Raw genomic sequence first — 22,761 nt, 5'->3', positions numbered from 1 at the left:
CGGGAGGCGGACGAGCTCAATGTCCGCAATGGGTGGAAAGCGGACATTGACGCCGTCGTCGCTCCCGGACTCCGGACCATGACCGGGCCGCCGTGACTCTCATGGACGGGGGCCGGGCGGCACCAGCGGGCGGCAGACCCGTTACGGCTCCTTCCTGAACAGGTCCTGGAAGATCAGCGGGCCCCAGGTGCGGTCGCGTGCGTGAACCAGCGCGCCACCCTCGTTGAGCTTTCCCAGTTCGACAGGTGCGAACCCGAGTTCTCTGGCCAGGGCCGCCACGGGAACGGTGGCGCCGTCGTCGTCGCTGGACAGGAAGACGACCCGATGGCCGCCCTCGACGACCGGATCGGCCGCCAGGGTGGCGGCGAGCAGGTGGTTGAAGCCCTTGACGAGTTTGGCGCCGGTGAAGGCCTTCGCAACAACGGCGGAGGACGGGAGACCGTTCAGCTCGTCAGGGACCGGAAACAGGTTCATCGCGTCGACGATGGTCTTGCCGGCCCAGCTGGGCAGGGCCCTGGCGACATCCGGGTGGGCCTCGAAACGGACCGCCAGGAAGATGGTGTCGGCCTTGACCGCTTCCGCCAGTGTTTTGGGGATGATGGTGGGGCCGATGGCGGCCGCTTGGGCTGCGAAGCTTTCCGGGTCGCGCGTGGCGGCGACGGACACTTCGATGCCCTTGCGGGCGAAGGCGTGGGCGAGGGCCTGGCCGATCTTGCCGAAGCCGATGATGGCGTAGGTCATGGGAGATCTCCTTGGTTTGGGGGGTGGGGTTTGGGGGTTGGGGTCAGATTTGCGCCAGGCCGCCATCGACGGCGACCTCGCTGCCAGTCATGAAGCTGCTGTCCGATGATGCGAGGAAGGCCGCCGCCGCCGCGACTTCCGACGGGTCGCCCATGCGCTGGAACGCCGTCATCGAGCCGTAGACCTGCAGGCCCTCAGCGCCGAGCGCTTCCCTCACGAGTTCCGTCGCCGTCGCTCCGGGCGACAGAACGTTGACGCGGATGCCCGTGCCCTTCAGGTCCTCCGTCCAGGTTCGCGCGAGGTTGCGCACCGCCGCCTTGCTGGCGCTGTAGGCGGTGAAGGCCGGGGCGCCCGTCGTGCCGGCGCTGGATCCGGTCAGGATGATCGAACCGCCCTGGCCCATCAGCGGCAGCGCCTTCTGGACCGTGAAGATCGTACCCTTCACATTGACGTCGAAAGTTTCGTCAATGTGCTCGGCGGTGATCTTGCCGAGCGCAAGCTGGCTTCCTACCCCGGCATTGGCGAAGACAATGTCGAGGGTTCCACGCTCGGCCTTCACCGCCGCGTACAGCCGATCCAGGTCGGCCTCATCGGAGACCGAGCCCCTCACCGCGCGGGCATTGGGCCCGAGGTCAGCCACAGCGGCGTCGAGCGCGTCCTGCCGACGACCGAAGATGAAGACGACGGCGCCCTCCTCGATGAAGCGCTTTGCGGCGGCGCGGCCGATGCCCGTAGCGCCGCCGGTGATCACCGCGGTCTTTCCATTCAGTCTGGTCATGACTGCATCCTTCCTTGTCCGGGGTCGTCCCGAGGCGATGGAAGTGGGTCTGCCGGTGTCAGGCGTGGAGTGCGGAAGCGCGCACATCTGTGGTGCAAAAACGATCCGACCAAGGCATGAAGTCCGCCCGTGCGGAGGTTGGATGTGCTAGCAACATGCGTTGGAAGGGGCGCCATGCGGTGCCGAATTGCACCATGATCGACTGGGATGACGTCCGCTACTTTCTCGCCGTCGCGCGCGGCGGCTCGGTGCGGGCCGCCGCCCAGCGCCTCGGGGTGAACCACTCGACCGTGCTGCGGCGCATCGCCCAGCTGGAGAAACGTCTCGGGGCGCGGATGTTCGAAAAGCGGCCTTCGGGCTATCGCCTGACGGATGCGGGCGAGGAGGTCCTCGAGCTCGCCAACCAGATGGAAGCGTCGTCGCACCAGCTGGAGACCCGTGTCTTCGGTCGCGACCAGAGTGTGCGCGGGCTTTTGCGGGTGACCTTGGCGCCGACCCTCGCGACCCACCTGCTCATGCCGGACCTCGCCGATTTCGCGCGTCTGCATCCGGACATCGAACTGGACATCCTGTCGTACGGCGAACTGGCGAACCTGACCAACCGGGAGGCCGATGTCGCGCTCCGCGTCGTCTACGACCGCAAGACCCTCCCGCTCAATCTTCACGGCCTGAAGGGGCCGGAGCTATTCGGAAGCGTCTACATGTCTCGTGATCGACTGGCCGCGTGGCGTGCAGGGGTTCTCGACGCCATCCGATGGATCGTCATTAGCTCTGACGGAATCCAGGACTGGGCCCGTGGGGGTGAGGTTGGCGCGACGGGGGCTCCGTTCAGGGTCACCGACGGCGAGGCGCAGATCGTCGCGGTCCGGCAAGGGCTCGGGATCACGACCCTTCCGTGCTTCGTTGGAGACGCCGACCCCCAGTTGGTGAGGGTTCCGGGCGCTGGCCTGCACCTGTACGGAACGCTCTGGCTTCTCACACAGGGGGAGACTCGCAAGACGAAGCGCGTCCAGCTCTTTACCGAGTTCGTATCCCGCAGGTTGGCTGTCTACGCCCCGCTTCTCGCCGGGCTGCGCTGAGAAGAACGAAGGCATGGCGGTAGACGGTGCTTCGGCAGCTGTGGGTCTGCGGTTACGATGAACCCCTCGGGCGATGGGCAACGGCCCGTCCGGTCGGTCCGCTTTCTCAACCCCCAAGGTCCAGGGAATAGCCCGCCGAGCGCACCGTCCGGATCGGGTTGACGGTGCCCTCGATGTTCAGCGCCTTGCGCAGGCGGCCGACATGCACGTCGACGGTGCGCGCCTCGACATAGACGTCCGAGCCCCACACCGCGTCGAGCAGCTGTTCGCGGCTGAACACCCGGCCGGGGTGCTGCATCAGGTGGTCGAGCAGGCGGAACTCGGTGGGCCCCAGGTGGATCTCGGTCCCGGCCCGGCGGACCCGGTGGGCGACGCGGTCGATGACGATGTCGCCGTGGTTCAGGCGGTCGTCGGCCAGACCGGGGCGGATGCGGCGCAGCACCGCCCGGATGCGGGCGTTGAGCTCGACCATCGAGAACGGCTTGGTCATGTAGTCGTCGGCGCCGGTGTCCAGCCCGCGCACCCGGTCGGTCTCCTCGCCGCGCGCGGTCAGCATGATGATCGGCAGATTACGGGTCTCGGCCTTGCCGCGGATGCGGCGGCACACCTCGATGCCCGACAGCTTGGGCAGCATCCAGTCCAGCAGCACGAGGTCGGGTAGCCGCTCCTCGATCTGCAGCATGCCCTCCTCGCCGTCGGCGGCGACGACGACCCGGTAGCCTTCCTTTTCAAGGTTGTACTGGACGAGGGTCGCCAGGGCGTCCTCGTCTTCCATCACCAGAACATAGGGCTGCACGGCGGTTCTCCGGAATTCAGGCGGGCGTCGGCGGTTCGGGGGACTCTTCGGCGGCGTCGGGATTCCAGCGTGGGCGTTCGCCGGTGAACTCCTGGCCGGTGACTTCGTAGTAGATGGTCTCGGCGATGTTGGTGGCGTGGTCGCCGATCCGCTCGAGGTTCTTGGCCATGAACAGCAGGTGGGTGCAGGCGCTGATCGTGCGCGGATCGCCCATCATGTAGGTCAGCAGCTCGCGGAACAGGCTGTTGTAGTGTTCGTCGACCTCGTCGTCGGTGTTCCAGACCGCGACGGCCCGGTCGATCTCGCTGGCGGCGTAGGCGTCCAGCACGTCGCGCAGCCGCATCGAGACCAGCTTGCCCATCCGCTCGATCGAGCGGGTCAGCGGCTGCATCGGCTGGCCTTCGGCCAGGACCAGGCCGCGCTTGGCGATGTTCTTGCCCAGGTCGCCGGTGCGTTCGAGGTCCGTGGCCAGCTTCATGGCCGACAGGGTGCGGCGCAGGTCCGAGGCGACCGGCTGGCGCAGGGCGATCAGGCGGATGGCCTTCTTCTCGATCTCGCGGTGCAAGGCGTCGAGCTTGTGGTCGCGCTCGATCACGGCGCGGCCGAGGGCGACGTCGCGGCGGGCGACGGACTCGATGGCGTCGGCGACCTGGGCCTCGGCCAGGCCGCCCATGCGGGCGACCTCGGCGGTCAGCTGGTCCAGTTCGTCTCCATAGGCCTTGACGGTGTGCTGGGTCATGGGCGGGCTCCTAGCCGAAGCGGCCGGTGATGTAGTCGAGCGTGCGCCGTTCGCGCGGGTTGGTGAAGATGTCCTCGGTGTCGCCCATCTCGATCAGCCGGCCAAGGTGGAAGAAGGCGGTGCGCTGGCTGACCCGCGCCGCCTGGGCCATGGAGTGGGTGACGATGACGATGCAGTAGCGCTCGCGCAGCTCGTCGATCAGCTCCTCGATCCTGGCCGTGGCGATGGGATCCAGGGCCGAGCACGGCTCGTCCATCAGGATGACCTCCGGCTCGACGGCGATGGCGCGGGCGATGACCAGCCGCTGCTGCTGGCCGCCGGACAGGCCGGTGCCGGGCGAGTGCAGGCGGTCGGCGACCTCGTCCCACAGGCCGGCGCGCTTCAGCGAGGCCTCGACGATGCCGTCCAGCTCGGCCTTGCCGTCGGCCAGGCCGTGGATGCGCGGGCCGTAGGCGACGTTCTCGTAGATGGTCTTGGGGAAGGGGTTCGGCTTCTGGAACACCATGCCGACCCGGGCGCGCAGCAGGACGGGGTCGACCGACTTCGCATTGACGTCCTCGCCGTCGATCTCGATCCGTCCGGACACCCGGGCGCCGGAGATGGTGTCGTTCATGCGGTTCATGGTCCGCAGAAAGGTCGACTTGCCGCAGCCGGACGGGCCGATCAGGGCGGTGACGGTCTTGTCGGCGATGTCGATCGAGACGTCGAACAGGGCCTGCTTGTCGCCGTAGAAGACCGACACGTCGCGCGCGGCGATCTTGACCGGCGCGTCCGGGTCGGCGCTGTGCAGGACGGGCGGCGGGGCGATCACCGCCTCGTCGGCGGGGGAACCGCCCGAGGCGCCGTCGGGGGCACGAAAGAGCTTGAACTTCATAGGACTACCACCGGCGTTCGAAGCGGCGCCGCAGGAGCACGGCGGCGGCGTTCATGACGACCATAAAGGCGAGGAGGACGAGGATGGCGGCGGCGGTGCGCTCGTGGAAGGCGCGCTCCGAGGCGTTCTCCCAGATATAGACCAGCGAGGGCAGAGCGCCGGTGGGCTCGGTCAGGGCGTGGGGGATGCCCGGCACGAAGCTGACCATGCCGATCAGCAGCAGCGGGGCCGTCTCGCCCAGGGCGTGGGCCATGGAGATGATGGCGCCGGTCATCACGCCGGGCATGGCCAGCGGCAGGGTGTGCTGGAACACGGTCTGGGTCTTCGACGCGCCCATGGCCAGCGCCGCCTCGCGGATCGACGGCGGCACCGCCTTCAGCGACGAGCGGGTGGCGATGATGATGGTCGGCAGGGCCATCAGGGCCAGCACCAGCCCCCCGACCAGCGGGCTGGCCCGCGGCAGGTGCATCCAGTTGATGAACAGGGCCAGGCCGAGCAGGCCGTAGATGATCGACGGCACGGCGGCCAGGTTATTGATGTTGACCTCGATCAGGTCGGTCAGCCGGCCCTTGGGCGCGAACTCCTCCAGATACAGGGCCGCGCCGACGCCGAGCGGAATGGCGATGACGGCGGTGACCAGCAGCATCAGGGCCGAGCCGATCACGGCGCCCAGCACCCCCGCCAGTTCCGGCTCGGTGGAATCGCCCTTGGTGAACAGGGCGGTGTTGAAGTGGCTCTCGACCCGGCCGTCGGCCTGCATCTGGTCCAGCCAGGCGATCTGCTGGTCGGACAGGCGACGCTGGGCGGCGGGTGTGTCGAGCGAGATCTCGCCCTTCAAATACAGGTCCGCGTCGTCCGACAGCGGCGCGGTGATCGATACGGTCTGGCCGACCAGATCCGGGTTCTGCTCGATCCGCCCGGCGGCGATGAATTTGAGCTCGGACGAGAACAGGCCGCGCATGGCCGTCGCCTTGGCGCCCTCGGCGTCGTCGGGGATCCCCAGCCGCGCCAGCGCCTGCTCGGCGGCCAGCAGCTCGAAATTGGTCCCCTGCGGGTAGGACCGGTCGATGCGGGCGGGGTCCATGTAGACCGGCACGGTCATGGAGTGGGCGTAGAAGGCCGTGTGGCCCTGTTCGATGATCCGGCCGAGCAGCAGCAGCAGGAAGGCCACCGCCACGCCGATGGCCAGCAGGCCGTACAGCTTGAACCGGCCCTCACGGGCGTAGCGCCGCTTCAGGCCGGCGCGCAGCCGGTCTGTGCGGACGGAGCCGTTCGCGCGGGCCGTCTCCGGCGGGGTCAGGGTCGCCTCAGTCATACTGCTGCCGATAGGTCTGGACGATGCGCTGGGCGACGATGTTCAGCGCCAGCGTCACCAGGAACAGGGTCAGGCCGAGGCCGAAGGCGGCGAGCGTCTTGGGGCTGTCGAACTCCTGGTCGCCGGTCAGCAGGGTGACGATCTGCACCGTCACCGTGGTCACGGTGTCGAGCGGATTGAGCGTCAGCCGCGCCGCCAGGCCCGCGGCCATGGTCACGATCATGGTCTCGCCGATGGCCCGCGACATGGCCAGCAGCATGGCGCCTGCCACGCCGGGCAGGGCGGCGGGCAGCAGCACCCGCTTGACCGTCTCGGACTTGGTCGCCCCCATGGCGTAGGAGCCGTCGCGCAGGGATTGCGGCACCGCGTTGATGATGTCGTCCGACAGCGAGCTGACGAACGGGATCAGCATGATCCCCATGACGCCCCCGGCCACCAGGGCCATCTGGTTCTGGACCAGCATCAGGTACTGGCCGAGTCCGTCCAGCGGTCCGCCGACCAGCTGGCTCCCGATGCCGTTGAAGAACTCCCGGAACGCCGGTCCCACGGTCAGGGCGGCGAAGAAGCCGTAGACCACGGTCGGCACCCCCGCGAGCACCTCCAGCACTGGCTTGACCGTCGCGCGGAACACCGGACCGGCGTACTCCGACAGGTAGATGGCCGCGAACAGGCCCACCGGGGCGGCCACGGTCATGGCGATGAGCATGATCAGGAAGGTGCCGGCGAACAGCGGCAGGGCTCCGAACGCCCCGCTCGAGCCGACCTGATCGGCCCGGATCGCCGTCTGCGGGCTCCACTGGGTCCCGAACAGGAATTCGCCGATCGGCACCGAGGCGAAGAAGCGCAGCGAATCGAACACCAGGGCGGCGATGATGCCGACGGTGATCAGCACGGCGATGGCCGAGCTGGCGAACAGCAGGCCGACGATCCACGCCTCGACCCGGTTACGGGCGCGCAGTTCGGGCCGGATGCGGCTGAAGGCGAACAGGGCGCCCAGCAGCGCTGCCAGCGCCGCGCCGGCCGCCGTCGCCGCGGCGCCGACGGAGGGGGTGAGGATGGCCGCGCCGACCAGCACCGCCAGCGCCGGAACCACGGCCCAGATCAGCGCATAGGCGCCGTGCTGGCCGGGGCGCGAATGGGCCCGCTCCCCCTGTTGTCGCCGACGCGCAAGCGCGCGTCCGCCCACATAGGCGGCGACGGCGGCGGCGATCAGCAGCGGCGGGAAAAGCCAGGTCATGTGGATCCGGAACCGGGAATCGGAACGCGCCGGTCGCCCGGTTCGTACCGGGCGGAAACTGCCTGCGAATGGTCAGCGGATTACGACGACGCCATGACAGTTCTGTTACGGTGTGCGGCCGCCCGTTTCGGCCTCTCCGGCCATGGCCTTGCGCGTCGCCACCGGGAAGTAGGCGGTGAAGGCCGCGCCCTCGCCGGGGGCGCTCTCCACCGTCAGCCCGCCGCGGTGGCGGTTGACGATATGCTTGACGATGGCCAGCCCCAGCCCCGTGCCCGCCCGTTCGCCGCTCTTCTGGCCCTCGACCCGGTAGAACCGCTCGGTCAAGCGCGGCAGGTGCTCGCGATCCATGCCCGGCCCGTGGTCGCGCACGGTGACGGCGGCGTAGCGGATCCCCGGCTCGCGATCCGGCGTCACCAGCGGCAGCCGCGTCGCCCCTTCGCCCCGGCTGCCCCCGGACCACGGGGCCGAGACCTGGTCCAGCGTCACCGTCGGCTGGATGACGATCTCGACCGTGTCGCCCCCGGCCGAGTATTTGATGGCGTTGTCGACCAGGTTCTGGACCACCTGCACGATTTCATCGCGGTCGCCGTGCACCGGCGCGCTGGTCGCCCGGTCCTGCAACACGACCCGCACCTGGCGCTCCGCCGAGAGCACGCTGACCGCATCGACCACGTCCGAGGCGGCCAGGGCCAGATCGACCCGGCCGGCGGGCGGGATGTGCTCGTTCAGCTCGATCCGGCTCAGCGACAGCAGGTCGGCGACCAGCCGCCCCATCCGCTCCGCCTGCGTCGCCATGATGTCGAGGAATTTGTCGCGCGCCTTCGGATCGTCCCGGGCATGGCCCTTCAGCGTCTCGATGAAGCCGGCCAGCGAGGCCAGCGGCGTGCGCAGCTCGTGGCTGGCGTTGGCGAGGAAGTCGACCCGCATCAGCTCGATGCGCCGCACCTCGGTCTCGTCGCGCAGCACCATCAGGGCCAGCGCCCGCCCGTCGGTCGAGGGAAGGGAGCGGGTCAGGGCCCGCCAGTGGCGGGCCTGCGCCCCGACGCCGCCGTAGTCGGTGCTCCGCGCCACGCCGCCGAACAGGGCCTCGTCGACCGCCTCCAGCACCGCCGGGTCGCGCAGGGCCGAGACCAGCAGCGCCCCCTCGCGTGGAATCCGCAGCAGCTCCCGCGCGGCGGCGTTGGCCAGCACGACCCGGCGATCTCCGATGTCGTCCGCCTCGCCCCCCGACACCACCAGCACCGGGTCCGCCAGCGCCTCGAACAGGCTGTCGAGCAGGGCCCGGTCCGCGGCCGATTCGGTCCGCGTCGCTTCCGACGCCGCCCCCGCCGGCCGGGCGGGCCGATCGGCCATCCGCCGCGCCACCGCCCAGGTCGTCAGCCCCACCAGCGCCGCTCCGGCCAGCAGATAGCCGGCGCTGTCCGGTTGCAGCACCGCCACCCCCAGCAGCACGGCGATCGACACGCCCGCGCTGGCCCCCGTCGTCCACAGGCGGGATCCGGAGGGCGGCGCGACAGGCGAGGGCGGGGATTCGTAGGGCATTCAGGATTCCGGTCGGCTCGCCGCCTCTATCGCCCGAACATGACACGGATTTCATGACAAAGGCACAGCCGGCGGGGGTCGGGGCGGTTGTCAAACGTCCTTTACAACCCTACCACTGTCCGCACGGATCGACATGGGGCGGGACACATATGGCGGCGGCATTGACGCTCGACGGGGTCAGCAAGCGCTACGGCGACTTCCAGGCCGTGCGCGACCTCAGCTTCCAGGTCGAGAAGGGCACGATCTGCGGCTTCCTGGGTCCCAACGGCGCGGGCAAGACCTCGACCATCCGCATGATCCTCGGCCTGCAGGCCGTCACCTCGGGCCGCATCACCATCCTCGGCGCCGACGATGGCCGCAAGGTCCGCGACCGGCTGGGCTTCCTCCCGGAGGAGCGCGGGCTCTACAAGAAGATGACGCCGGTCGACGCCATCGCCTTCTTCGGCGCGCTGAAGGGCCTGCCGACCGGCGAGGGCCGCCGCCGCGCCCGCGAGATGCTCGATGCCCAGGGCCTCGGCGACGCCAAACGCAAGAAGATGAAGGAACTGTCCAAGGGCATGTCGCAGAAGGTGCAGCTGATCGCCTCGGTGGTGCACCGGCCCGAGTTCGTCATCCTCGACGAGCCCTTTTCCGGCCTCGACCCGGTCAACCAGCAGGGGCTGGAAGAAGTGATCCGCCAGTTGGCTGCCGACGGGGCCACCGTGCTGTTCTCGACCCATGTGATGCAGCACGCCGAGCGGCTGTGCGACAAGGTCGTTCTGCTGGCCCGGGGCAAGAAGGCGTTCGAGGGCACGGTGGCCGAAGCCCGCGCCACGGCGCCGCGTTTCCTCGAACTGGAGGGCGCCATCGCCCCGGAGCAGGCGTCCGGCCTGCCGGGCGTCAGCGGCGTGCAGGTGATTTCCGACGTCGATGGCGTCCGGGTGCTCAAGGCCGCCCTTTCTCCCGGCGGCCGGGGCCAGGACGCCCTCAAGGCCGCCTTCCTCGGGGGTCTGGACGTGCGCCGCTTCGAACTGCGCGAGCCCGGCCTGCACGACGCCTTTATCGGCCTGACCGGCGACAACCCCGATCAGGACCAGTCCGTCAAAGCCGCGGAGGCCGCCCGATGAAACGCACCCTGCTGATCGCCCGCCGCGAGTTCGCCGCCTATGCCAAGACGGTGGGCTTCTGGCTGTCGCTGCTGGCCTTTCCGGTCTTCGGCGTCCTCGGCGGCGCCGTTCCGATCCTGATGAAGACCAGCGAGCCGATGCGCGAGGTGGTGGTGATCGAGGAGGGGCCGCAGGCCGCCGGCCTCGCCGCCGCCGTCCAGACCGCCCTGCGCGAGGACAGCGAACGCCGTCAGCGACGCAGCCGGGAGGCCGCCGCTGAGGCGCAGAAGACCGGTGGCCAGTCGGGAGCCGCCGCCGCGGGCGGCGCCCTCGATCAACTGGGGGCGCTGAAGATGCGCATCGTCGCCCCGCCGGCTGATCTGGCGGCCGCCGCGCCCGGACAGGCCCGCGAGGACCTCGCCCGCCACTATCTCGGCGATGAGGTTCCGGAAGAGGCGCGGCTCGACTCCGTGGTGCTGCTCGACCGGACCGACGGCAAGCCGACCGCCCGGGTGTGGACGCGCCGCGCCACCGACGACACGGTCGAGGATTTCGTGCGGGAGGCCCTCAAACAGGCCAACCGGCGCGAGGTTTTCGCGGCCGTGGGCATCGATCCGAGCGTGGTCGAGGCGGCCAACCGCTTCGAGCCCGAGGTCACCGCCCTGTCGCCGAGATCCTCCAGCGGCGGGGAGGTCTCCTTCCGCGACCAACTGCCCGGCATCATCGGCCTGGCCTCCGGCTTCATCCTGTGGTCGCTGATCATCACCGGGGCCTCGATCCTGCTGAACAGCGTGATGGAGGAGAAGTCGAACAAGATCCTCGAGGTGCTGTTGTCCTCGGCGTCTGCGACGGAAATCCTCACCGGCAAGGTGCTGGGCGTGGCCCTGCTGACGATCACCGTGCTGCTGGTCTGGGGCGGCATCGCCGCGGCGGGTCTGATCGGGGGCCTGCCGCAGTACGCCGGCATGGTCGGGGAGGTGCTGCTCGAGGGCGGGCTGATCGGCTATTTCCTGGCCTACGCCGTGGGCGGCTATCTGATGTACGCGGTGCTGTTCGCCGCCATCGGGGCCTTCTGCGAGACGCCGCGCGACGCCCAGACCCTGATGGGGCCGATCATGATGATCCTCATCGTGCCGCTGCTGGTCATGCAGCTGGCCATCCGCACGCCGGACGCGCCGGTGGTGCAGATCATGTCGTGGGTGCCGTTCTTCACGCCGTTCCTGATGAGCGCCCGGGCCCCGTCCGAGCCGCCGATGATCGAGATCGTCGGCACCATGGCCGGCATGTTCGCCTTCGCCCTGCTGATGGTCTGGATCGCCGGCCGGGCCTTCCGGGCGGGCGCGCTGTCGGACGTGAAGCTCAGCTGGAAGGCGTTCGCGGGCGCGATCGGCCGGGGGCGGTAGGGGTTACGATGGTGCGCTTCTCTGCGACTATTGCGGCATGCTTGGCGGCCATGTTGCTGGCTCCCGGAACGTCTCACGCCGAGGATCAGTGCAGACTCCTGTCTCGCTATGATCCGGCAAACCCGCCTCCGCCGACGCATCTTGTTTCTTTCATCTTCACCGGGGTGGAAGACGAACTGGTCGTGCTGAATGTTGATGAGGCGCCCCTATTCGAGGCCCAGCTTACGACTAAGGACTGGTCGACGGAATTCTCGGGCGCGACCCAATGCCTGATGGCGGGGCGATATTGGGTTAATCTGAAGATCGGAGGGGCGGAGGGAAATCTCCACTTCGAGGTCTTCGAGAACACGACCCTCTATCTCTCGGCGCGTGATGGCGTCCTGACCTTCAATATCTGGGGGCCGGACGCACCCGGACTCGACTGAGATTCCGCATGGAAAAGGCCGCCCCGGGTTCCCGGGGCGGCCTTTTGATCTTCAGTTCGTAACGTCGGCTTAGCCGCGGGCCGGACCGGCGCCCGGGACGCGGGGCTTCGGCGGCGGCAGCAGGCCTTCGCGCTGGGCGCGCTTGCGGGCCAGCTTGCGGGCGCGGCGCACGGCCTCGGCCTTCTGGCGGGCGCGCTTCTCCGAGGGCTTCTCGTAGTGCACGTGGCGCTTCATCTCGCGGAAGCTGCCTTCGCGCTGCATCTTCTTCTTGAGGGCCTTCAGTGCTTGATCGACGTTATTATCGCGAACGAAAATCTGTACCAGGTTGAACTCTCCTTTGGCCGCCCGCCGCGTCCTGTGAGGGAGACGGGCAGACAAATAAATCTCATCCTCGTCAGACGGGGGTCCGCGAGTGAAGGCGGGCTGATACACGAGCGGCCCCGCCCTGTCCAGATCGTCGCGGCAAGATGTGAAGGGTCGAAACGCCCGCCGGACGGGCATATGCTGGCGCCATGACCGACGCGCCACACCTGTCGAACGACCGGCCGGAAGGGGAGGCTCCCAAAGCCGACTGGGCCGACCGCATGGAGCAGGCGGTGCTGGACGCCGCCGTCGAGCGCGCGCCGGGGCTGGGCTGGAACGGCCGCATGGTCCGCGCCGCCTGCGACGCGAACGGCTTGTCGCTGGGGGACGAGGAGTTGCTGTTTCCCAACGGGGCGCGGGATCTGGCCGCCCTGCTGTCGCGGCGACATGACGACCGGGCGCTGGCGTCGCTGGCGGAGATCGATCCCAAATTCCTGAAGATCCGCGAGCGAATCGCCCGCGCCGTCTCGGCCCGCATGGAGGCCGGCGCCGCCGATCTCGAGGCCACCCGCCGCTGCGCCGTCTTCCTGGCCCTGCCGGTCAACGCCGATCTGGGGCTGAAGCTGGCGTGGGAAACGGCGGACGACCTGTGGAACTGGGCGGGCGACACGGCCACCGACTGGAACCACTACTCCAAGCGGGCGATCCTGTCGGGCATCCTGATCCCGGCCCTGACGATGCGCTGGTTCGACGGCAGGGACGCCGCCGAGGTCTTCGTCGCCCGCCGCATCGAAAACGTCATGGCCTTCGAGAAATGGAAGGCCGGCAAGGACTTCGACGCCCCGCTCCGGAAGGTTGCGGATGCGCTCAGCCGGATGCGCTACGGCGCGAAGGTCGAGTAACCCTCTCCCAACGGGAGAGGCTCTGAAGCAGGGTCAGACCAGCGGCTTCACCCGATTCACATGCCCCATCTTGCGGCCCGGCCGGGCCTCGGCCTTGCCGTAGAGGTGCAGGCGGGCGTCGGGCTCGGCGGAGAGCGCCGTCCACTGTTCGACCTCGTCGCCCAGCAGGTTGGTCATCTCGACCCGGGCGTGCGCCGCGGTCGGCCCCAGCGGCCAGCCTGCGATGGCTCGGACGTGCTGCTCGAACTGGTCGCAGGCGCAGCCGTCCTGGGTCCAGTGGCCGGTGTTGTGGACGCGCGGCGCGATCTCGTTGACCAGCAGCGCGCCGTTTCCGAGGTCGAACAGCTCGACGCCCAGAACGCCGACGTACTCGAGGCCCTCGAGAACGGCGGTGGCGATGGCGCTTGCCCGCGCTTCCGTCGTCGCATCGACCCCGGCCGGCGCGATCGTGGTCTTCAGCACGCCGCCCGCGTGGACGTTCTCGCCCAGCGGATAGACGGCGATGGCGCCGTCCCGGCCTCGCGCCGCGATCACCGACAGCTCGCGCGTGAAATCGGCCTTCGCCTCCAGGATCGCCGGGCGCTCGCCGATGGCTTGCCAGGCGTCGGCGGCCATCTCCGCCGAGCGCACCCAGACCTGGCCCTTGCCGTCATAGCCCTCGCGGCGGGTCTTCAGCAGGGCCGGCGTCCCCAGCCGCTCCAGACCGGCCAGCAGGTTGTCGAGGTTGTCGACGGCGACGAAATCGACGGTGGTGGCCCCGACGCCGTTCAGGAAGGTCTTCTCGTCGACGCGGTCCTGCGCCACGGCCAGGGCCTTGGGGCCGGGCGCGACGAGGGCGCCGCCCTCGGCCAGCGTCGCCACCGAGGCCGCGGGCACGTTCTCGAACTCGAAGGTCACCGCCTGCGCCACCCGGCCCAGCACGGTCAGGGCGGTGGGATCGTCATAGGCGGCGACGATCTGGCCCTGCGACACCCGGGCCGCCGGGCAGTTCTCCTCCGGATCGAGGATGACCACGTTGAAGCCCAGCCGGGACGCCGCCTGGCTGAGCATCCGCCCCAGCTGGCCGCCGCCGAGAATGCCGAGGGTCGATCCGGGGGGGAGAACCGCCACTCAGTCCTCGACCGTCTCGTGAACCGCCTCGGTCTGGGCCTCGCGGAAGGCCGTCAGCCGGCCGGCCAGCACCGCGTCCGAGAGGGCGAGGATCTGGGCCGCCAGTATGCCGGCGTTCTTCGCGCCGGGCTCGCCGATGGCCAGCGTCGCCACCGGCACGCCGCCGGGCATCTGGGCGATCGACAGCAGGCTGTCCATGCCCTTCAGGGCCTTGGATTCGACCGGCACGCCCAACACGGGCAGTTCGGTCATAGAGGCCGCCATGCCGGGCAGGTGGGCGGCGCCGCCGGCCCCGGCGATGATCACCTTGTAGCCTGCGGCCCGGGCTCCGGTGGCGAAGTCGAACAGGCGCTGCGGGGTGCGGTGGGCGCTGACCACCCTGGCCTCCCAGGCCACGCCCAGCCGGTCCAGCGCGTCGGCGGCGTGCTTCATCGTCGGCCAGTCCGAGCGGCTGCCCATGATGATCGCCACTTGAGGCGTCGCAGTCGTCATGAGTCGTAGCCCTTTCCGACGAAAGCGGCGCGATACAGGACTCGCGTTGCGCCCGCAACCGACGGCGTTAGGCTGAACGCAGGTCGGCGCCCGGTGAGTCGCCGGCCGGGGGAGCCTATTCGACCGTGACCGACGTCATCGATCCCATCGCCGAGATCGAGCGCCTGCGCGCCGAGGTCGAGGCCCTGCGCCGCCGCGCCGAGGCGGCGGAGGCGGCGGCCGACCACGACGTCCTCACTCCCGCCCTGAACCGCCGCGGCTTCGTCGCCGCCATGAAGAGCGCCATGGCCTTCTGCCAGCGCCACGACGTGCCCGCGGTGCTGCTCTATCTCGACCTCGACGGCTTCAAGGGCGTCAACGACAGCCTCGGCCACGCCGCCGGCGACGCGGCCCTGATCCACGTGGCCGAGATGATGCGGTCCAACCTGCGCGAGTCCGACGCCGTCGGGCGGCTCGGCGGCGACGAGTTCGGCCTGCTGATGCTCAGCGCCGGCCTTGAGGAGGGCCGCGAAAAGGCTCGCCGGCTGGCCGAGACGCTGGAGAAGGTCCCGTTCGAATGGGAGGGCCGGTCGGCGGGGCTGGGCGGTTCGTTCGGCGTCCGCGCCCTCGCCGGTCACACCGATCCCGAGGTCTGGCTGGCCGAGGCCGACGCCGCCATGTGGGTACGCAAGAAGGGCCGCTGATCTCAGGCGATGATGTCGGGCAGGACGATGGCCTCGATCTTCACGATCTCGTCGCGCAGGGTGAGCTTCTTCCGCTTCAGCCGCGCGACCATCAGCTGGTCCGGTTGCGGCAACCGCAGCAGCGCCTCGATCGAGGCGTCGAGGTCGGAGTGTTCGAGGCGCAGCTCCTTGAGCCGGGCGTGAAGCGCCTTTTCTTCCTCGCTTAGAAACGGATCGTCGTCATTCATCATCGGGCCCCGAACGCGGGCTTATAGCGCGCGCCGGCTCACGCCGGAAGCCGTTCGGCCAGCTCGACCAGGCCCGCCCGCGGCGTCATCGGCGACCAGCGCCGCGCGACCGCGACCAGCGCCTCCAGCACCGGGGCCGGCGCGGCTCCGGGCGGCGGCGAAAGCGCCTCGAGCGCGGCCAGCAGACGACGCTCCGCCTCCAGTTCGACGGCCTTGACCTGGGTCCGCACCGCTTCCCGGTCGGCGTTCTCCAGATCCGGATTGGGGCCCTTCAGCGTGCGGCGCACGGCGCGCAGCGGCGCGATGGCCGCGTCCTGCCAGGCCCGGGCGATGTCGCAGCCGGCTTCCAGCGTGTCGGCGTCCGGGGTCCGCCCGGTGCGCGCGGCCCACGCCGCCCACAGCAGCAGCGGCGCGTTCTGTCCGGCCGCGTCCTGCAGATGCAGGCAGGCGTCGCTGACGCCTTCGGCCGCGTAGGCCCGCACGGCCCAGTCCCACAGGTCGCTCATTCGGTCGTCACGCCTTTCAGCCCCGCCCAGCGGCGCACGCCCGACCATTCGAGCCCGAACAGGTCCAGCGCCCGCCCGACCGACTGGTCGACCATCTCCTCGATCGACGCCGGTTTCGCGTAGAGGGCGGGCAGGGGCGGGGCGATGATCGCGCCCATCTCCGTCAGCGCGGTCATGGTGCGCAGATGGCCCAGGTGCAGCGGCGTCTCGCGCACCATCAGCACCAGCGGCCGCCGCTCCTTCAGGACGACGTCGGCGGCGCGGGTCAGCAGGGTCGAGGTCACGCCGGTGGCGATCTCGCTCATGGTCCGCACCGAGCAGGGCGCGACGATCATGCCCATGGTCCGGAACGAACCCGAGGCGATCGAGGCGCCGACGTCGTTCAGCCGGTGCGTCACGTCGGCGCGGCCTGTCAGGTCGTCGGCGGACAGATCGGTCTCCTGCGACAGGGTCAGCAGGGCGGCGCGGGTGACGACGAGGTGGCTCTCGACCCCCAGTTCGCGTAGCGCGTCCAGCGTCCGGACGCCGTAAGCCACGCCGGACGCACCGGAAATTCCGACGACGAGGCGTTGGGGGTTCGAGGGGGGCGGGGTCCGCGCCGCTCCGTGCACATCTTCGGCCAATTGGGGCTCCAGGGTGGTCCGTGTCCGGACGCCGGCGGGTCACCGGAATGTGATTCTACAGCCGGTTCAGCCGGGCGCTCAATCTAGTGGTCCCTTAGACATGGAGGCGCAAGCCATGACCATCGAAGCTCGTATCCGCGAACTGGGAAACCGTCACCGCAACCTGGATGAAACCATCCAGCGCGAAATGACCCACCCGGCGGCGGACTCGCTTCGCGTCAGGGAGCTCAAGCAACAGAAGCTCCGGCTCAAGGAACAGATCACCAGCCTGGAGGCCCGAGCGCACTAGCGAAGGCCTCCCGCACAAGGAAAGACGGCCCCGGAGCGATCCGGGGCCGTTTTCATTTTCAGTCCTTCTTGCCGAAGACCGACTCGGCGGTCGGCTCGGCGCCGCGGCGCTCGCGGGCTTCCGGCACGAATTCCGGCTCGGCGGGCTCGGCGGCGTCGGCGGGCTGCAGGGTGGCGCCGCCCTTCTTGGCGTCGTCCTTCGCCTTCTTGTCGGCGGCCTTCTTGACCAGTTCGTCCAGCGCCAGCTGCCCGACCAGGCCCAGCGTCACCGGATCGACCGGCTTGATGTTGGCGCTGTTCCAGTGGGTGCGGTTGCGCACGCTCTCGATGGTGGACTTGGTGGTGCCCAGCAGCTTGGCGATCTGGGCGTCGGTCACCTCGGGGTGGTTGCGCACGAACCAGGCGATGGCGTCTGGGCGGTCCTGACGGCGCGACACCGGCGTGTATTTCGGGGCCGGCTTGTGGCTCTTCAGCAGTTCGGCGTGGCGGCTGACCACGGCCTGCATGCGGTAGCTGGAATCGTTCTGGGCCTTGTCCAGCTCCTCGCGGGTCAGCTGGCCGTTGACCAGCGGATCGGCGCCGCGGATGTCGCGGGCCACGTCGCCGTCGGCGATGCCGCGCACTTCCAGCGGGTGCAGGCCGCAGAAATCGGCGATCTGCTCGAAGGTCAGGGAGGTGTTGTCGACCAGCCAGACCGCGGTGGCCTTGGGCATCAGAATGTCGGTCATGGGCGTCTTCTGCTTCTTGGTTGGACCCGCCGCGGCAGGTTCCGGATACGACGGCGCCCGACCTTTCGGCCGGGCGCGGAAGTCACCGATATAGGCTTATTCGCGACAAAAGAAAACGAAAGCCGACATCATCATACAGCCAAGGTTCATCCGGGCTGCTGAACAGTGGCCCCGCAGACGCGTTGTGCGTCCATGAAACCCCATGGGAGGGACCCATGCTGATCGAAACACTCGCCGCCATGGCCATGATGTCCGGCGCCACCACCCAGGAACTCGGGGTGCGTGTGGCGCCACGAGGCGACTATCGCGACAGCTGCAGCGGCGAATACGTCAACCGCGGCCGGCTGTACGCCGACTGCCGCGACGACCGGAACCGGATTCGCGGCACCTCGATCGAACTGAACCGCTGCTCGGACTACGAGATCCGCAACCGCGACGGCTTGCTGGTCTGCGGTCCCCATCGCGGTCAGTACGAGGATGGGTCCGGCGGCGACGACTGGAACCCGGGCGGTCCTGGGCCGGGACGCGGCGAGATCGTGGTCTATCGGGACGACGGTTTCCGCGGGCGGTCCGAGTCGTTCCGGGGCGCCATGCCCGACCTTCGTCGCTCGGGCATGGAAAACGCCATCAGCTCCATGCGGATGCGGGGAGACTGGATCGCGTGCACCGACGCCAACTTCCGCGGTGAGTGCCAGACCTTCTCCGGCGACGTCAGCAGCCTGCGGGCGGCGGGCATGAACGACCGGATATTGTCCCTGCGTCCGGGTCGCTACGGCGGTGGCGGCGGCGGCGGCTGGGGGAACATGTCGATCACCGTCTACGCCGACGCCATGTATCGCGGCGAATCCGAGAGCTTCAGCCACGAAATCCCCAACATGCGCAACAGCGGCCTGAACGACCGCATCAGCTCGATCCAGGTCCGCGGTCCGTGGCAGGTCTGCACGGACGCCTACTTCCGCGGCCAGTGCCAGACCATCAACGAGGACGTCTGGAACCTGGAGCAGTGGCGGATGAACGACCGCATCTCGTCGATGCGCCCGCTCGCCCGCTAGGTCGTCAGCACGATCTTGCCGACGTGGTCGCCCGCCTCGAGCCTGAGGTGGGCGGCCGACGCCTGCTCCAGCGGGAAGGTCGCCTCGACCGGCGGCCGGACCAGCCCCGCGGCCACCCACGGCCAGGCGGTCGCCTCGACGGCTGCGATCAGCCGCGCCTTCTCGTCGGCGGGGCGACTCCGCAGGGTCGAGCCGGTCAGGACGATCCGCTTCATCATCAGCCGGGCCAGATCGACCTCGGCCAGTGAACCGGACAGGGTGGCGATGACCACCCAGCGGCCGAAGGGCTTCAGCACAGCCTGATGCAGGGCGGCGTAGTCGGCGCCGACCATGTCCAGCACCACGTCGACGCCGCCGAACGCCTTGATCGCGCCCTCCAGATCGTCGGAGCGGGCGTCGAGGCTGAGGTCGGCGCCGAGCGCGCGCGCCGCCTCGGCCTTGTCGGCGCCGCGCGAGGTGGCGACGACCCGGGCGCCGGCCGCCCGGGCCATCTGGATGGCGGTGAAGCCGATGCCGCTGGTCGCGCCGTGGATCAGCAGCGTTTCGCCGGTCTTCAGCGCGCCGGACTCGAATACATTGGCGAAAACGGTGCAGACCGTCTCGGGCAGGGCGCCGGCCTGGATCAGGTCGAGGCCGGCCGGGACGGGCAGGGCGTGGCGGGCGTCGACCACGGCGTACTCCGCATAACCACCGCCGCCCAGCAGGGCGCAGACCTGGTCGCCCGGACCCCAGCGGCCGACGCCGTCGCCGATCTGGTCCACCTCGCCGGCGACTTCCAGGCCCAGGATGTCGGAGGCTCCGGGCGGAGCCGGGTATCGACCCTGGCGCTGCGCGATGTCCGGCCGATTCACGCCGGCGGCGCGAACGCGGATGCGAATCTGGCCGGGACCGGCGACCGGGTCGGGACGTTCCGCCGGCGTCAGGGCCTCGGCGGAACCCGTTCCGCCGGAGATTTCAACAACCCGCATCCGCTTCCCGTTCTTGCAATCGTCCGTATCCGGGCGTTCAGATAGGCGCTTGCCTGTCGCTTGGCCAAGAAGGAGGCGGTGATGTTCGAGGATCTGGAGCCCCGTCCGGCGCGGGGAGCGCCCCTGATCGCCCTCACGCGCGAGGACCTGGACGGCTATTCGGTCGAGGACCTCAAGCAGCGCATCGCTGGTCTGGAGGCGGAGATCGCCCGTTCCAAGGCCGCTATCGAAGGCAAGTCGTCCCAGCGTAACGCCGCCGACGCCATGTTCAACTTCCGCTCCTGAATCAGTCTGTTGGCATGGCCGTTGCAGACGCCCTGAACACCGCGCGAAACCGTGCCGGCCGTGATACGGATGCGCCTGCCACATGAGTCTGACCGAGTTGATGCCCAGCGACGAACCCATCCCCTCGCCCGCCGGACGCAGCCGCGCGGCCGTGGTCGACGATTTCGCCCGGTCGGAGCTGTTCGACCGGACCTTCCGCGAAGGCATGGAGCTGGTCGAGGAGACCGCCGCCTATCTCGACGGGGACGGCCGGCGGGAATCCAAGCTGCTGTCCCGGGCCACGGCCCTGGCCTACGCCGGCGAAAGCATGAAGCTGACCACCCGGCTGATGCAGATCGCCTCCTGGCTGCTGGTCCAGCGCGCGGTGCGCGAGGGCGACATGACCGCGACCACGGCGTGCGAGCCCCGTTATCGCCTCGCCGACCGGAGGGTCGAGACCGAACCGACCCATCCCGAACTGCCCATCGCGCTGATCGAGTATGTGGTGCGGGCCGAGAAGCTCTATGATCGCGTGCTGCACCTCGACCGGCGCATGTACCAGGACGCGCCCGAGGAAGAGGCGGTCAATCCGGTGCAGAGCCAGCTGGACCGGCTGGCGGCCGCGTTCAGGCAGTGAGGAAGCTGCGCTGGCTGCTGGTCGCAGTCGCCGTAGCGGTGACGGGCGTGGTCGTTGCGGCGGGCTCTCTGGTGGTCAGCGAACGGTCGCTGATTATCATTGAGAACCGGAGCAACTCAGCCGTTGAGCTGTCTATCGGGATGGCCAATCCGGGCCAATTTTCCTGGGCGGGCAGGCTGCGACCGGGCGAGCGCGTCATCCGGACCAGCCGGTTCTCCGACAACAGCTTCGTGACGGCCTGCCGGGATGAAACCGGCGTCCACCAATCGGAGGGCGGCTACGTCACGAACGGCTGGCCCCAGCGGATAGATATCGTGGTGGACGGCTGCCCAGCGGTGTCCGTCGACGTCGAAACCCTGCCCTAGGCTTTACGGCCCGACGTCGTTGGCCACGTTGCGGCCGTCGTCGACCGGCTTGGGCAGGCTGACGGCGATGCCGAGCGCCTCGGCCAGCTTGTCGTCGCGGCCGTAGACGTCCTCGCGGAAGGCGACGCGGCCCTGACCGTCGACGAAGGCGGTCCAGTACAGCAGGCGGACGGTGATCTCGCGGCCGGTCTGGATGCGCTTGGTCTCGCGCGTGTCCTGGGCCTCGTCGAAATCGGCCAGCAGGGCGGGATCGGGCGACAGCAGCAGGCGGGCGAAGTCGACGGCGTTCTCGACCCGCACGCAGCCGTGGCTGCGCTGGCGCATGGCCAGGTTGAAGGCGGCCTTGGTCGGCGTGTCGTGCAGGAAGATGGCGTAGCTGTCGCGCAGCTCGAATTTCACATAGCCCAGCGCCGCCGTCGGTCCGGCGCGCTGCACCACGGTGCCCGAGTCCGTGATGAACATGTTGTTGGCGCGAAGGTAGCCGGGCCCCTTGGGCAGGATCTCGGCACGGGCGATCGAGGCGGGCACGTACCAGGGCGGATTGGCCACGACCGAGGCGAACTGCTTCTCGAGGCTGGGCGTCTGGTTCGAGGGCGAGCCGCAGACGACGCGGTTCGAGTGAACCGGCTTGCCGTCCTTCCAGTAGACCATGATGGCGGCGGCGGTATTGACCTCGATCCGCTCGGGCGCGAGGTCGCGCTTCAGCCAGCGGCGGCGCTCGAGGTTCAGGGCGATCTGCCGGGCGCGGTCCTCGGACGAGGCGGACAGGGAGCGCTGGGTGCCCGTGCCGATGCGGCCGTCGGCGCCCAGGCCATGCCGGACCTGGAAGCCCTTCACGGCCTGCTCGAGCTCGGGTCCGTAGACATTGCCCATTCCGGCGAGGCGGGCCCCGTCGGCGGCGGCGAGGTCTCCCTCGGCGACCAACCGTTCGATAAGAACGGGAATGCGCGGATCGCTCGCGCCCGGCTCGATCGTCGGACCGGCCTGGAACACCGGCCAGCTGCGGCCGTCGCGGATCATGCGGCGATAGCGCACATAGCCCGCCGAAAGGTTGGAATAGCCGATGTCGGTCGGGGCCAGCCCCTCGAACCAGTCCACCAGCCGGTTCTGGGCCAGGGCGTCGTTCAGCCCGACGGGCAGGTCGACGCGGTTCTTCTGCATCTCCCACAGGTCTTCGACTGTCTCGGGCCGCACCCGGCCTTCGGCCAGCACCCGGCCATAGCCCAGGGCCGCAGCCGTGGTCCGCATCTCGGCCGCGGCGCGGTCGGCGGCCAGCGCCTCGAAATTGAAGAAGTCGCCCTGCGACAGACCATGACGCTCGGCGCGTCCGGCCGCGCTCCGGAGGCCTTGCAGGCGTTCCGGCGTCCACACCGGCCGCCAGCCGTTCAGCTCATAGAAGGCGCGGACGTCGGGCTGGATCGTCGCCGGCAACCGGGCCAACTGGTCGTTGAAGCTGTCGTAGAAGGCGACCGACGACGGATCGCGGGTCTGCGCCCTGGCCGCGAAGCCGCTCGCCGACGCGATAGCCGCGGCGGCCGCGCCCAGACCCAGTTGTCGTCGATTCATCACTGTTGCTCTTCGCCCGATTCCACGCAGGAT

Annotated in this window: 28 protein-coding genes; 11 read left to right on the top strand and 17 right to left on the bottom strand. The window is 69.4% G+C overall.

All coding sequences use genetic code 11. The annotated features are described in order from the left end of the window. Positions 1-141: 141 nt before the first annotated feature. Both ACSQ1L_RS04635 and ACSQ1L_RS04630 read right to left on the bottom strand, forming a co-directional pair. The gene (locus ACSQ1L_RS04635) at positions 142-741 is read right to left on the bottom strand and encodes an NADPH-dependent F420 reductase (protein ID WP_435992395.1); all 600 of its coding nucleotides are present in this window, start codon (positions 739-741) and stop codon (positions 142-144) included. Between the two features lie 43 nt (positions 742-784). After that, positions 785-1,519, bottom strand: coding sequence for an SDR family NAD(P)-dependent oxidoreductase (locus ACSQ1L_RS04630; protein ID WP_435992393.1), 735 nt, complete (start codon positions 1,517-1,519; stop codon positions 785-787). Positions 1,520-1,713: 194 nt separating this feature from the next. On the opposite strand from ACSQ1L_RS04630, the gene ACSQ1L_RS04625 reads away from it, so the two are divergent. Continuing rightward, positions 1,714-2,598: a LysR family transcriptional regulator gene (locus ACSQ1L_RS04625; RefSeq protein WP_435992391.1), complete on the top strand. Its 885-nt coding sequence runs from the start codon at positions 1,714-1,716 to the stop codon at positions 2,596-2,598. Positions 2,599-2,704: 106 nt separating this feature from the next. Here ACSQ1L_RS04625 and phoB read toward each other — a convergent pair whose 3' ends face one another. The 6 genes from phoB to ACSQ1L_RS04595 form a co-directional block, all read right to left on the bottom strand. After that, on the bottom strand, positions 2,705-3,394 hold the full coding sequence (gene phoB / locus ACSQ1L_RS04620) for a phosphate regulon transcriptional regulator PhoB (protein ID WP_435992389.1): 690 nt from the start codon (positions 3,392-3,394) through the stop codon (positions 2,705-2,707). Positions 3,395-3,410: 16 nt separating this feature from the next. Next, positions 3,411-4,133: a phosphate signaling complex protein PhoU gene (phoU, locus tag ACSQ1L_RS04615; RefSeq protein WP_435992387.1), complete on the bottom strand. Its 723-nt coding sequence runs from the start codon at positions 4,131-4,133 to the stop codon at positions 3,411-3,413. A 10-nt stretch (positions 4,134-4,143) separates the two neighbouring features. Beyond that, a complete protein-coding gene (gene pstB / locus ACSQ1L_RS04610; RefSeq protein ID WP_435992385.1) occupies positions 4,144-5,007 on the bottom strand; it encodes a phosphate ABC transporter ATP-binding protein PstB in 864 nt (287 codons plus the stop codon). Between the two features lie 4 nt (positions 5,008-5,011). Continuing rightward, positions 5,012-6,322, bottom strand: coding sequence for a phosphate ABC transporter permease PstA (gene pstA, locus ACSQ1L_RS04605; RefSeq protein ID WP_435992383.1), 1,311 nt, complete (start codon positions 6,320-6,322; stop codon positions 5,012-5,014). Continuing rightward, positions 6,315-7,559, bottom strand: a complete 1,245-nt coding sequence (pstC, locus tag ACSQ1L_RS04600; RefSeq protein ID WP_435992381.1) for a phosphate ABC transporter permease subunit PstC — start codon at positions 7,557-7,559, stop codon at positions 6,315-6,317. Before pstC ends, pstA begins: the two co-directional genes overlap by 8 nt. A 105-nt stretch (positions 7,560-7,664) precedes the next feature. Continuing rightward, entirely contained in the window at positions 7,665-9,101 is a 1,437-nt protein-coding gene (locus ACSQ1L_RS04595; protein ID WP_435992379.1) for a sensor histidine kinase, read from the bottom strand. Positions 9,102-9,250: 149 nt separating this feature from the next. Between ACSQ1L_RS04595 and ACSQ1L_RS04590 the strand changes: the two genes are divergently transcribed. Genes ACSQ1L_RS04590 through ACSQ1L_RS04580 form a run of 3 tightly spaced genes read left to right on the top strand, consistent with a single transcriptional unit; the run spans position 9,251 to position 12,014 of the window. Next, the gene (locus tag ACSQ1L_RS04590) at positions 9,251-10,207 is read left to right on the top strand and encodes an ABC transporter ATP-binding protein (protein ID WP_435992377.1); all 957 of its coding nucleotides are present in this window, start codon (positions 9,251-9,253) and stop codon (positions 10,205-10,207) included. Further along, the gene (locus tag ACSQ1L_RS04585; protein ID WP_435992375.1) at positions 10,204-11,589 is read left to right on the top strand and encodes an ABC transporter permease; all 1,386 of its coding nucleotides are present in this window, start codon (positions 10,204-10,206) and stop codon (positions 11,587-11,589) included. Before ACSQ1L_RS04590 ends, ACSQ1L_RS04585 begins: the two co-directional genes overlap by 4 nt. 8 nt (positions 11,590-11,597) lie before the next feature. Next, on the top strand, positions 11,598-12,014 hold the full coding sequence (locus tag ACSQ1L_RS04580) for a hypothetical protein (RefSeq protein WP_435992373.1): 417 nt from the start codon (positions 11,598-11,600) through the stop codon (positions 12,012-12,014). 69 nt (positions 12,015-12,083) lie between these two features. Here ACSQ1L_RS04580 and rpsU read toward each other — a convergent pair whose 3' ends face one another. Then, positions 12,084-12,338, bottom strand: coding sequence for a 30S ribosomal protein S21 (gene rpsU, locus ACSQ1L_RS04575; protein WP_168049186.1), 255 nt, complete (start codon positions 12,336-12,338; stop codon positions 12,084-12,086). A 188-nt stretch (positions 12,339-12,526) separates the two neighbouring features. Between rpsU and ACSQ1L_RS04570 the strand changes: the two genes are divergently transcribed. Further along, on the top strand, positions 12,527-13,219 hold the full coding sequence (locus tag ACSQ1L_RS04570) for a COQ9 family protein (protein WP_435992371.1): 693 nt from the start codon (positions 12,527-12,529) through the stop codon (positions 13,217-13,219). 33 nt (positions 13,220-13,252) lie between these two features. On the opposite strand, the gene ACSQ1L_RS04565 is transcribed toward ACSQ1L_RS04570, so the two are convergent. Then, a complete protein-coding gene (locus tag ACSQ1L_RS04565; protein ID WP_435992369.1) occupies positions 13,253-14,329 on the bottom strand; it encodes a 5-(carboxyamino)imidazole ribonucleotide synthase in 1,077 nt (358 codons plus the stop codon). Further along, the gene (gene purE / locus ACSQ1L_RS04560) at positions 14,330-14,821 is read right to left on the bottom strand and encodes a 5-(carboxyamino)imidazole ribonucleotide mutase (RefSeq protein WP_435992368.1); all 492 of its coding nucleotides are present in this window, start codon (positions 14,819-14,821) and stop codon (positions 14,330-14,332) included. A 125-nt stretch (positions 14,822-14,946) separates the two neighbouring features. Between purE and ACSQ1L_RS04555 the strand changes: the two genes are divergently transcribed. After that, complete coding sequence (locus ACSQ1L_RS04555) at positions 14,947-15,504, top strand: GGDEF domain-containing protein (RefSeq protein WP_435992366.1); 558 nt, start codon at positions 14,947-14,949, stop codon at positions 15,502-15,504. 2 nt (positions 15,505-15,506) lie between these two features. On the opposite strand, the gene ACSQ1L_RS04550 is transcribed toward ACSQ1L_RS04555, so the two are convergent. The 3 genes from ACSQ1L_RS04550 to ACSQ1L_RS04540 are packed head-to-tail and all read right to left on the bottom strand — an operon-like array spanning position 15,507 to position 16,848. Continuing rightward, complete coding sequence (locus tag ACSQ1L_RS04550) at positions 15,507-15,731, bottom strand: YdcH family protein (RefSeq protein ID WP_435992364.1); 225 nt, start codon at positions 15,729-15,731, stop codon at positions 15,507-15,509. A 38-nt stretch (positions 15,732-15,769) separates the two neighbouring features. After that, positions 15,770-16,237 (bottom strand): TIGR02444 family protein, encoded by a 468-nt coding sequence (locus tag ACSQ1L_RS04545; protein WP_435992362.1) that lies wholly within the window; start codon positions 16,235-16,237, stop codon positions 15,770-15,772. Further along, positions 16,234-16,848, bottom strand: coding sequence for a UbiX family flavin prenyltransferase (locus ACSQ1L_RS04540; RefSeq protein ID WP_435992517.1), 615 nt, complete (start codon positions 16,846-16,848; stop codon positions 16,234-16,236). Before ACSQ1L_RS04540 ends, ACSQ1L_RS04545 begins: the two co-directional genes overlap by 4 nt. Positions 16,849-16,975: 127 nt before the next feature. On the opposite strand from ACSQ1L_RS04540, the gene ACSQ1L_RS04535 reads away from it, so the two are divergent. Continuing rightward, positions 16,976-17,149, top strand: a complete 174-nt coding sequence (locus ACSQ1L_RS04535) for a YdcH family protein (RefSeq protein WP_435992360.1) — start codon at positions 16,976-16,978, stop codon at positions 17,147-17,149. A gap of 58 nt (positions 17,150-17,207) precedes the next feature. On the opposite strand, the gene ACSQ1L_RS04530 is transcribed toward ACSQ1L_RS04535, so the two are convergent. Continuing rightward, positions 17,208-17,876 (bottom strand): DUF1013 domain-containing protein, encoded by a 669-nt coding sequence (locus ACSQ1L_RS04530; RefSeq protein WP_435992358.1) that lies wholly within the window; start codon positions 17,874-17,876, stop codon positions 17,208-17,210. A gap of 215 nt (positions 17,877-18,091) precedes the next feature. On the opposite strand from ACSQ1L_RS04530, the gene ACSQ1L_RS04525 reads away from it, so the two are divergent. After that, positions 18,092-18,928, top strand: coding sequence for a beta/gamma crystallin-related protein (locus ACSQ1L_RS04525; protein WP_435992356.1), 837 nt, complete (start codon positions 18,092-18,094; stop codon positions 18,926-18,928). On the opposite strand, the gene ACSQ1L_RS04520 is transcribed toward ACSQ1L_RS04525, so the two are convergent. Continuing rightward, the gene (locus ACSQ1L_RS04520) at positions 18,925-19,896 is read right to left on the bottom strand and encodes an NAD(P)H-quinone oxidoreductase (protein WP_435992354.1); all 972 of its coding nucleotides are present in this window, start codon (positions 19,894-19,896) and stop codon (positions 18,925-18,927) included. The genes ACSQ1L_RS04525 and ACSQ1L_RS04520 overlap by 4 nt on opposite strands. 60 nt (positions 19,897-19,956) lie before the next feature. Here ACSQ1L_RS04520 and ACSQ1L_RS04515 point away from each other — a divergent pair, with 60 nt between their 5' ends. The 3 genes from ACSQ1L_RS04515 (at position 19,957) to ACSQ1L_RS04505 (ending at position 21,162) form a co-directional block, all read left to right on the top strand. Then, the gene (locus ACSQ1L_RS04515; protein ID WP_435992352.1) at positions 19,957-20,181 is read left to right on the top strand and encodes a DUF1192 domain-containing protein; all 225 of its coding nucleotides are present in this window, start codon (positions 19,957-19,959) and stop codon (positions 20,179-20,181) included. A gap of 82 nt (positions 20,182-20,263) precedes the next feature. Continuing rightward, on the top strand, positions 20,264-20,797 hold the full coding sequence (rcdA, locus tag ACSQ1L_RS04510; RefSeq protein ID WP_435992350.1) for a protease adaptor protein RcdA: 534 nt from the start codon (positions 20,264-20,266) through the stop codon (positions 20,795-20,797). Continuing rightward, a complete protein-coding gene (locus ACSQ1L_RS04505; RefSeq protein ID WP_435992348.1) occupies positions 20,794-21,162 on the top strand; it encodes a hypothetical protein in 369 nt (122 codons plus the stop codon). The genes rcdA and ACSQ1L_RS04505 overlap by 4 nt, the downstream gene beginning before the upstream one ends. 3 nt (positions 21,163-21,165) lie before the next feature. On the opposite strand, the gene ACSQ1L_RS04500 is transcribed toward ACSQ1L_RS04505, so the two are convergent. Continuing rightward, complete coding sequence (locus ACSQ1L_RS04500; RefSeq protein WP_435992346.1) at positions 21,166-22,728, bottom strand: L,D-transpeptidase family protein; 1,563 nt, start codon at positions 22,726-22,728, stop codon at positions 21,166-21,168. Positions 22,729-22,761: the final 33 nt, after the last annotated feature.

It is taken from the genome of Brevundimonas sp. LjRoot202, from assembly GCF_964253355.1.
Classification (GTDB): Bacteria; Pseudomonadota; Alphaproteobacteria; order Caulobacterales; family Caulobacteraceae; genus Brevundimonas.
The sequence above is the reverse complement of the archived record's forward strand: the minus strand, read 5'-3'. Positions and strand labels throughout refer to the sequence as shown.

Excerpts from the sequence above, each read along its gene's own strand:
- ACSQ1L_RS04635 (WP_435992395.1), bottom strand. The coding sequence starts at position 741 with ATGACCTACGCCATCATCGGCTTCGGCAAGATCGGCCAGGCCCTCGCC.
- ACSQ1L_RS04630 (WP_435992393.1), bottom strand. The coding sequence starts at position 1,519 with ATGACCAGACTGAATGGAAAGACCGCGGTGATCACCGGCGGCGCTACG.
- ACSQ1L_RS04625 (WP_435992391.1), top strand. The coding sequence starts at position 1,714 with ATGATCGACTGGGATGACGTCCGCTACTTTCTCGCCGTCGCGCGCGGC.
- phoU (WP_435992387.1), bottom strand. The coding sequence starts at position 4,133 with ATGACCCAGCACACCGTCAAGGCCTATGGAGACGAACTGGACCAGCTG.
- pstB (WP_435992385.1), bottom strand. The coding sequence starts at position 5,007 with ATGAAGTTCAAGCTCTTTCGTGCCCCCGACGGCGCCTCGGGCGGTTCC.
- pstA (WP_435992383.1), bottom strand. The coding sequence starts at position 6,322 with ATGACTGAGGCGACCCTGACCCCGCCGGAGACGGCCCGCGCGAACGGC.
- pstC (WP_435992381.1), bottom strand. The coding sequence starts at position 7,559 with ATGACCTGGCTTTTCCCGCCGCTGCTGATCGCCGCCGCCGTCGCCGCC.
- ACSQ1L_RS04595 (WP_435992379.1), bottom strand. The coding sequence starts at position 9,101 with ATGCCCTACGAATCCCCGCCCTCGCCTGTCGCGCCGCCCTCCGGATCC.
- ACSQ1L_RS04590 (WP_435992377.1), top strand. The coding sequence starts at position 9,251 with ATGGCGGCGGCATTGACGCTCGACGGGGTCAGCAAGCGCTACGGCGAC.
- ACSQ1L_RS04585 (WP_435992375.1), top strand. The coding sequence starts at position 10,204 with ATGAAACGCACCCTGCTGATCGCCCGCCGCGAGTTCGCCGCCTATGCC.
- ACSQ1L_RS04580 (WP_435992373.1), top strand. The coding sequence starts at position 11,598 with ATGGTGCGCTTCTCTGCGACTATTGCGGCATGCTTGGCGGCCATGTTG.
- ACSQ1L_RS04570 (WP_435992371.1), top strand. The coding sequence starts at position 12,527 with ATGACCGACGCGCCACACCTGTCGAACGACCGGCCGGAAGGGGAGGCT.
- purE (WP_435992368.1), bottom strand. The coding sequence starts at position 14,821 with ATGACGACTGCGACGCCTCAAGTGGCGATCATCATGGGCAGCCGCTCG.
- ACSQ1L_RS04550 (WP_435992364.1), bottom strand. The coding sequence starts at position 15,731 with ATGAATGACGACGATCCGTTTCTAAGCGAGGAAGAAAAGGCGCTTCAC.
- ACSQ1L_RS04545 (WP_435992362.1), bottom strand. The coding sequence starts at position 16,237 with ATGAGCGACCTGTGGGACTGGGCCGTGCGGGCCTACGCGGCCGAAGGC.
- ACSQ1L_RS04535 (WP_435992360.1), top strand. The coding sequence starts at position 16,976 with ATGACCATCGAAGCTCGTATCCGCGAACTGGGAAACCGTCACCGCAAC.
- ACSQ1L_RS04530 (WP_435992358.1), bottom strand. The coding sequence starts at position 17,876 with ATGACCGACATTCTGATGCCCAAGGCCACCGCGGTCTGGCTGGTCGAC.
- ACSQ1L_RS04525 (WP_435992356.1), top strand. The coding sequence starts at position 18,092 with ATGCTGATCGAAACACTCGCCGCCATGGCCATGATGTCCGGCGCCACC.
- ACSQ1L_RS04520 (WP_435992354.1), bottom strand. The coding sequence starts at position 19,896 with ATGCGGGTTGTTGAAATCTCCGGCGGAACGGGTTCCGCCGAGGCCCTG.
- rcdA (WP_435992350.1), top strand. The coding sequence starts at position 20,264 with ATGAGTCTGACCGAGTTGATGCCCAGCGACGAACCCATCCCCTCGCCC.
- ACSQ1L_RS04500 (WP_435992346.1), bottom strand. The coding sequence starts at position 22,728 with ATGAATCGACGACAACTGGGTCTGGGCGCGGCCGCCGCGGCTATCGCG.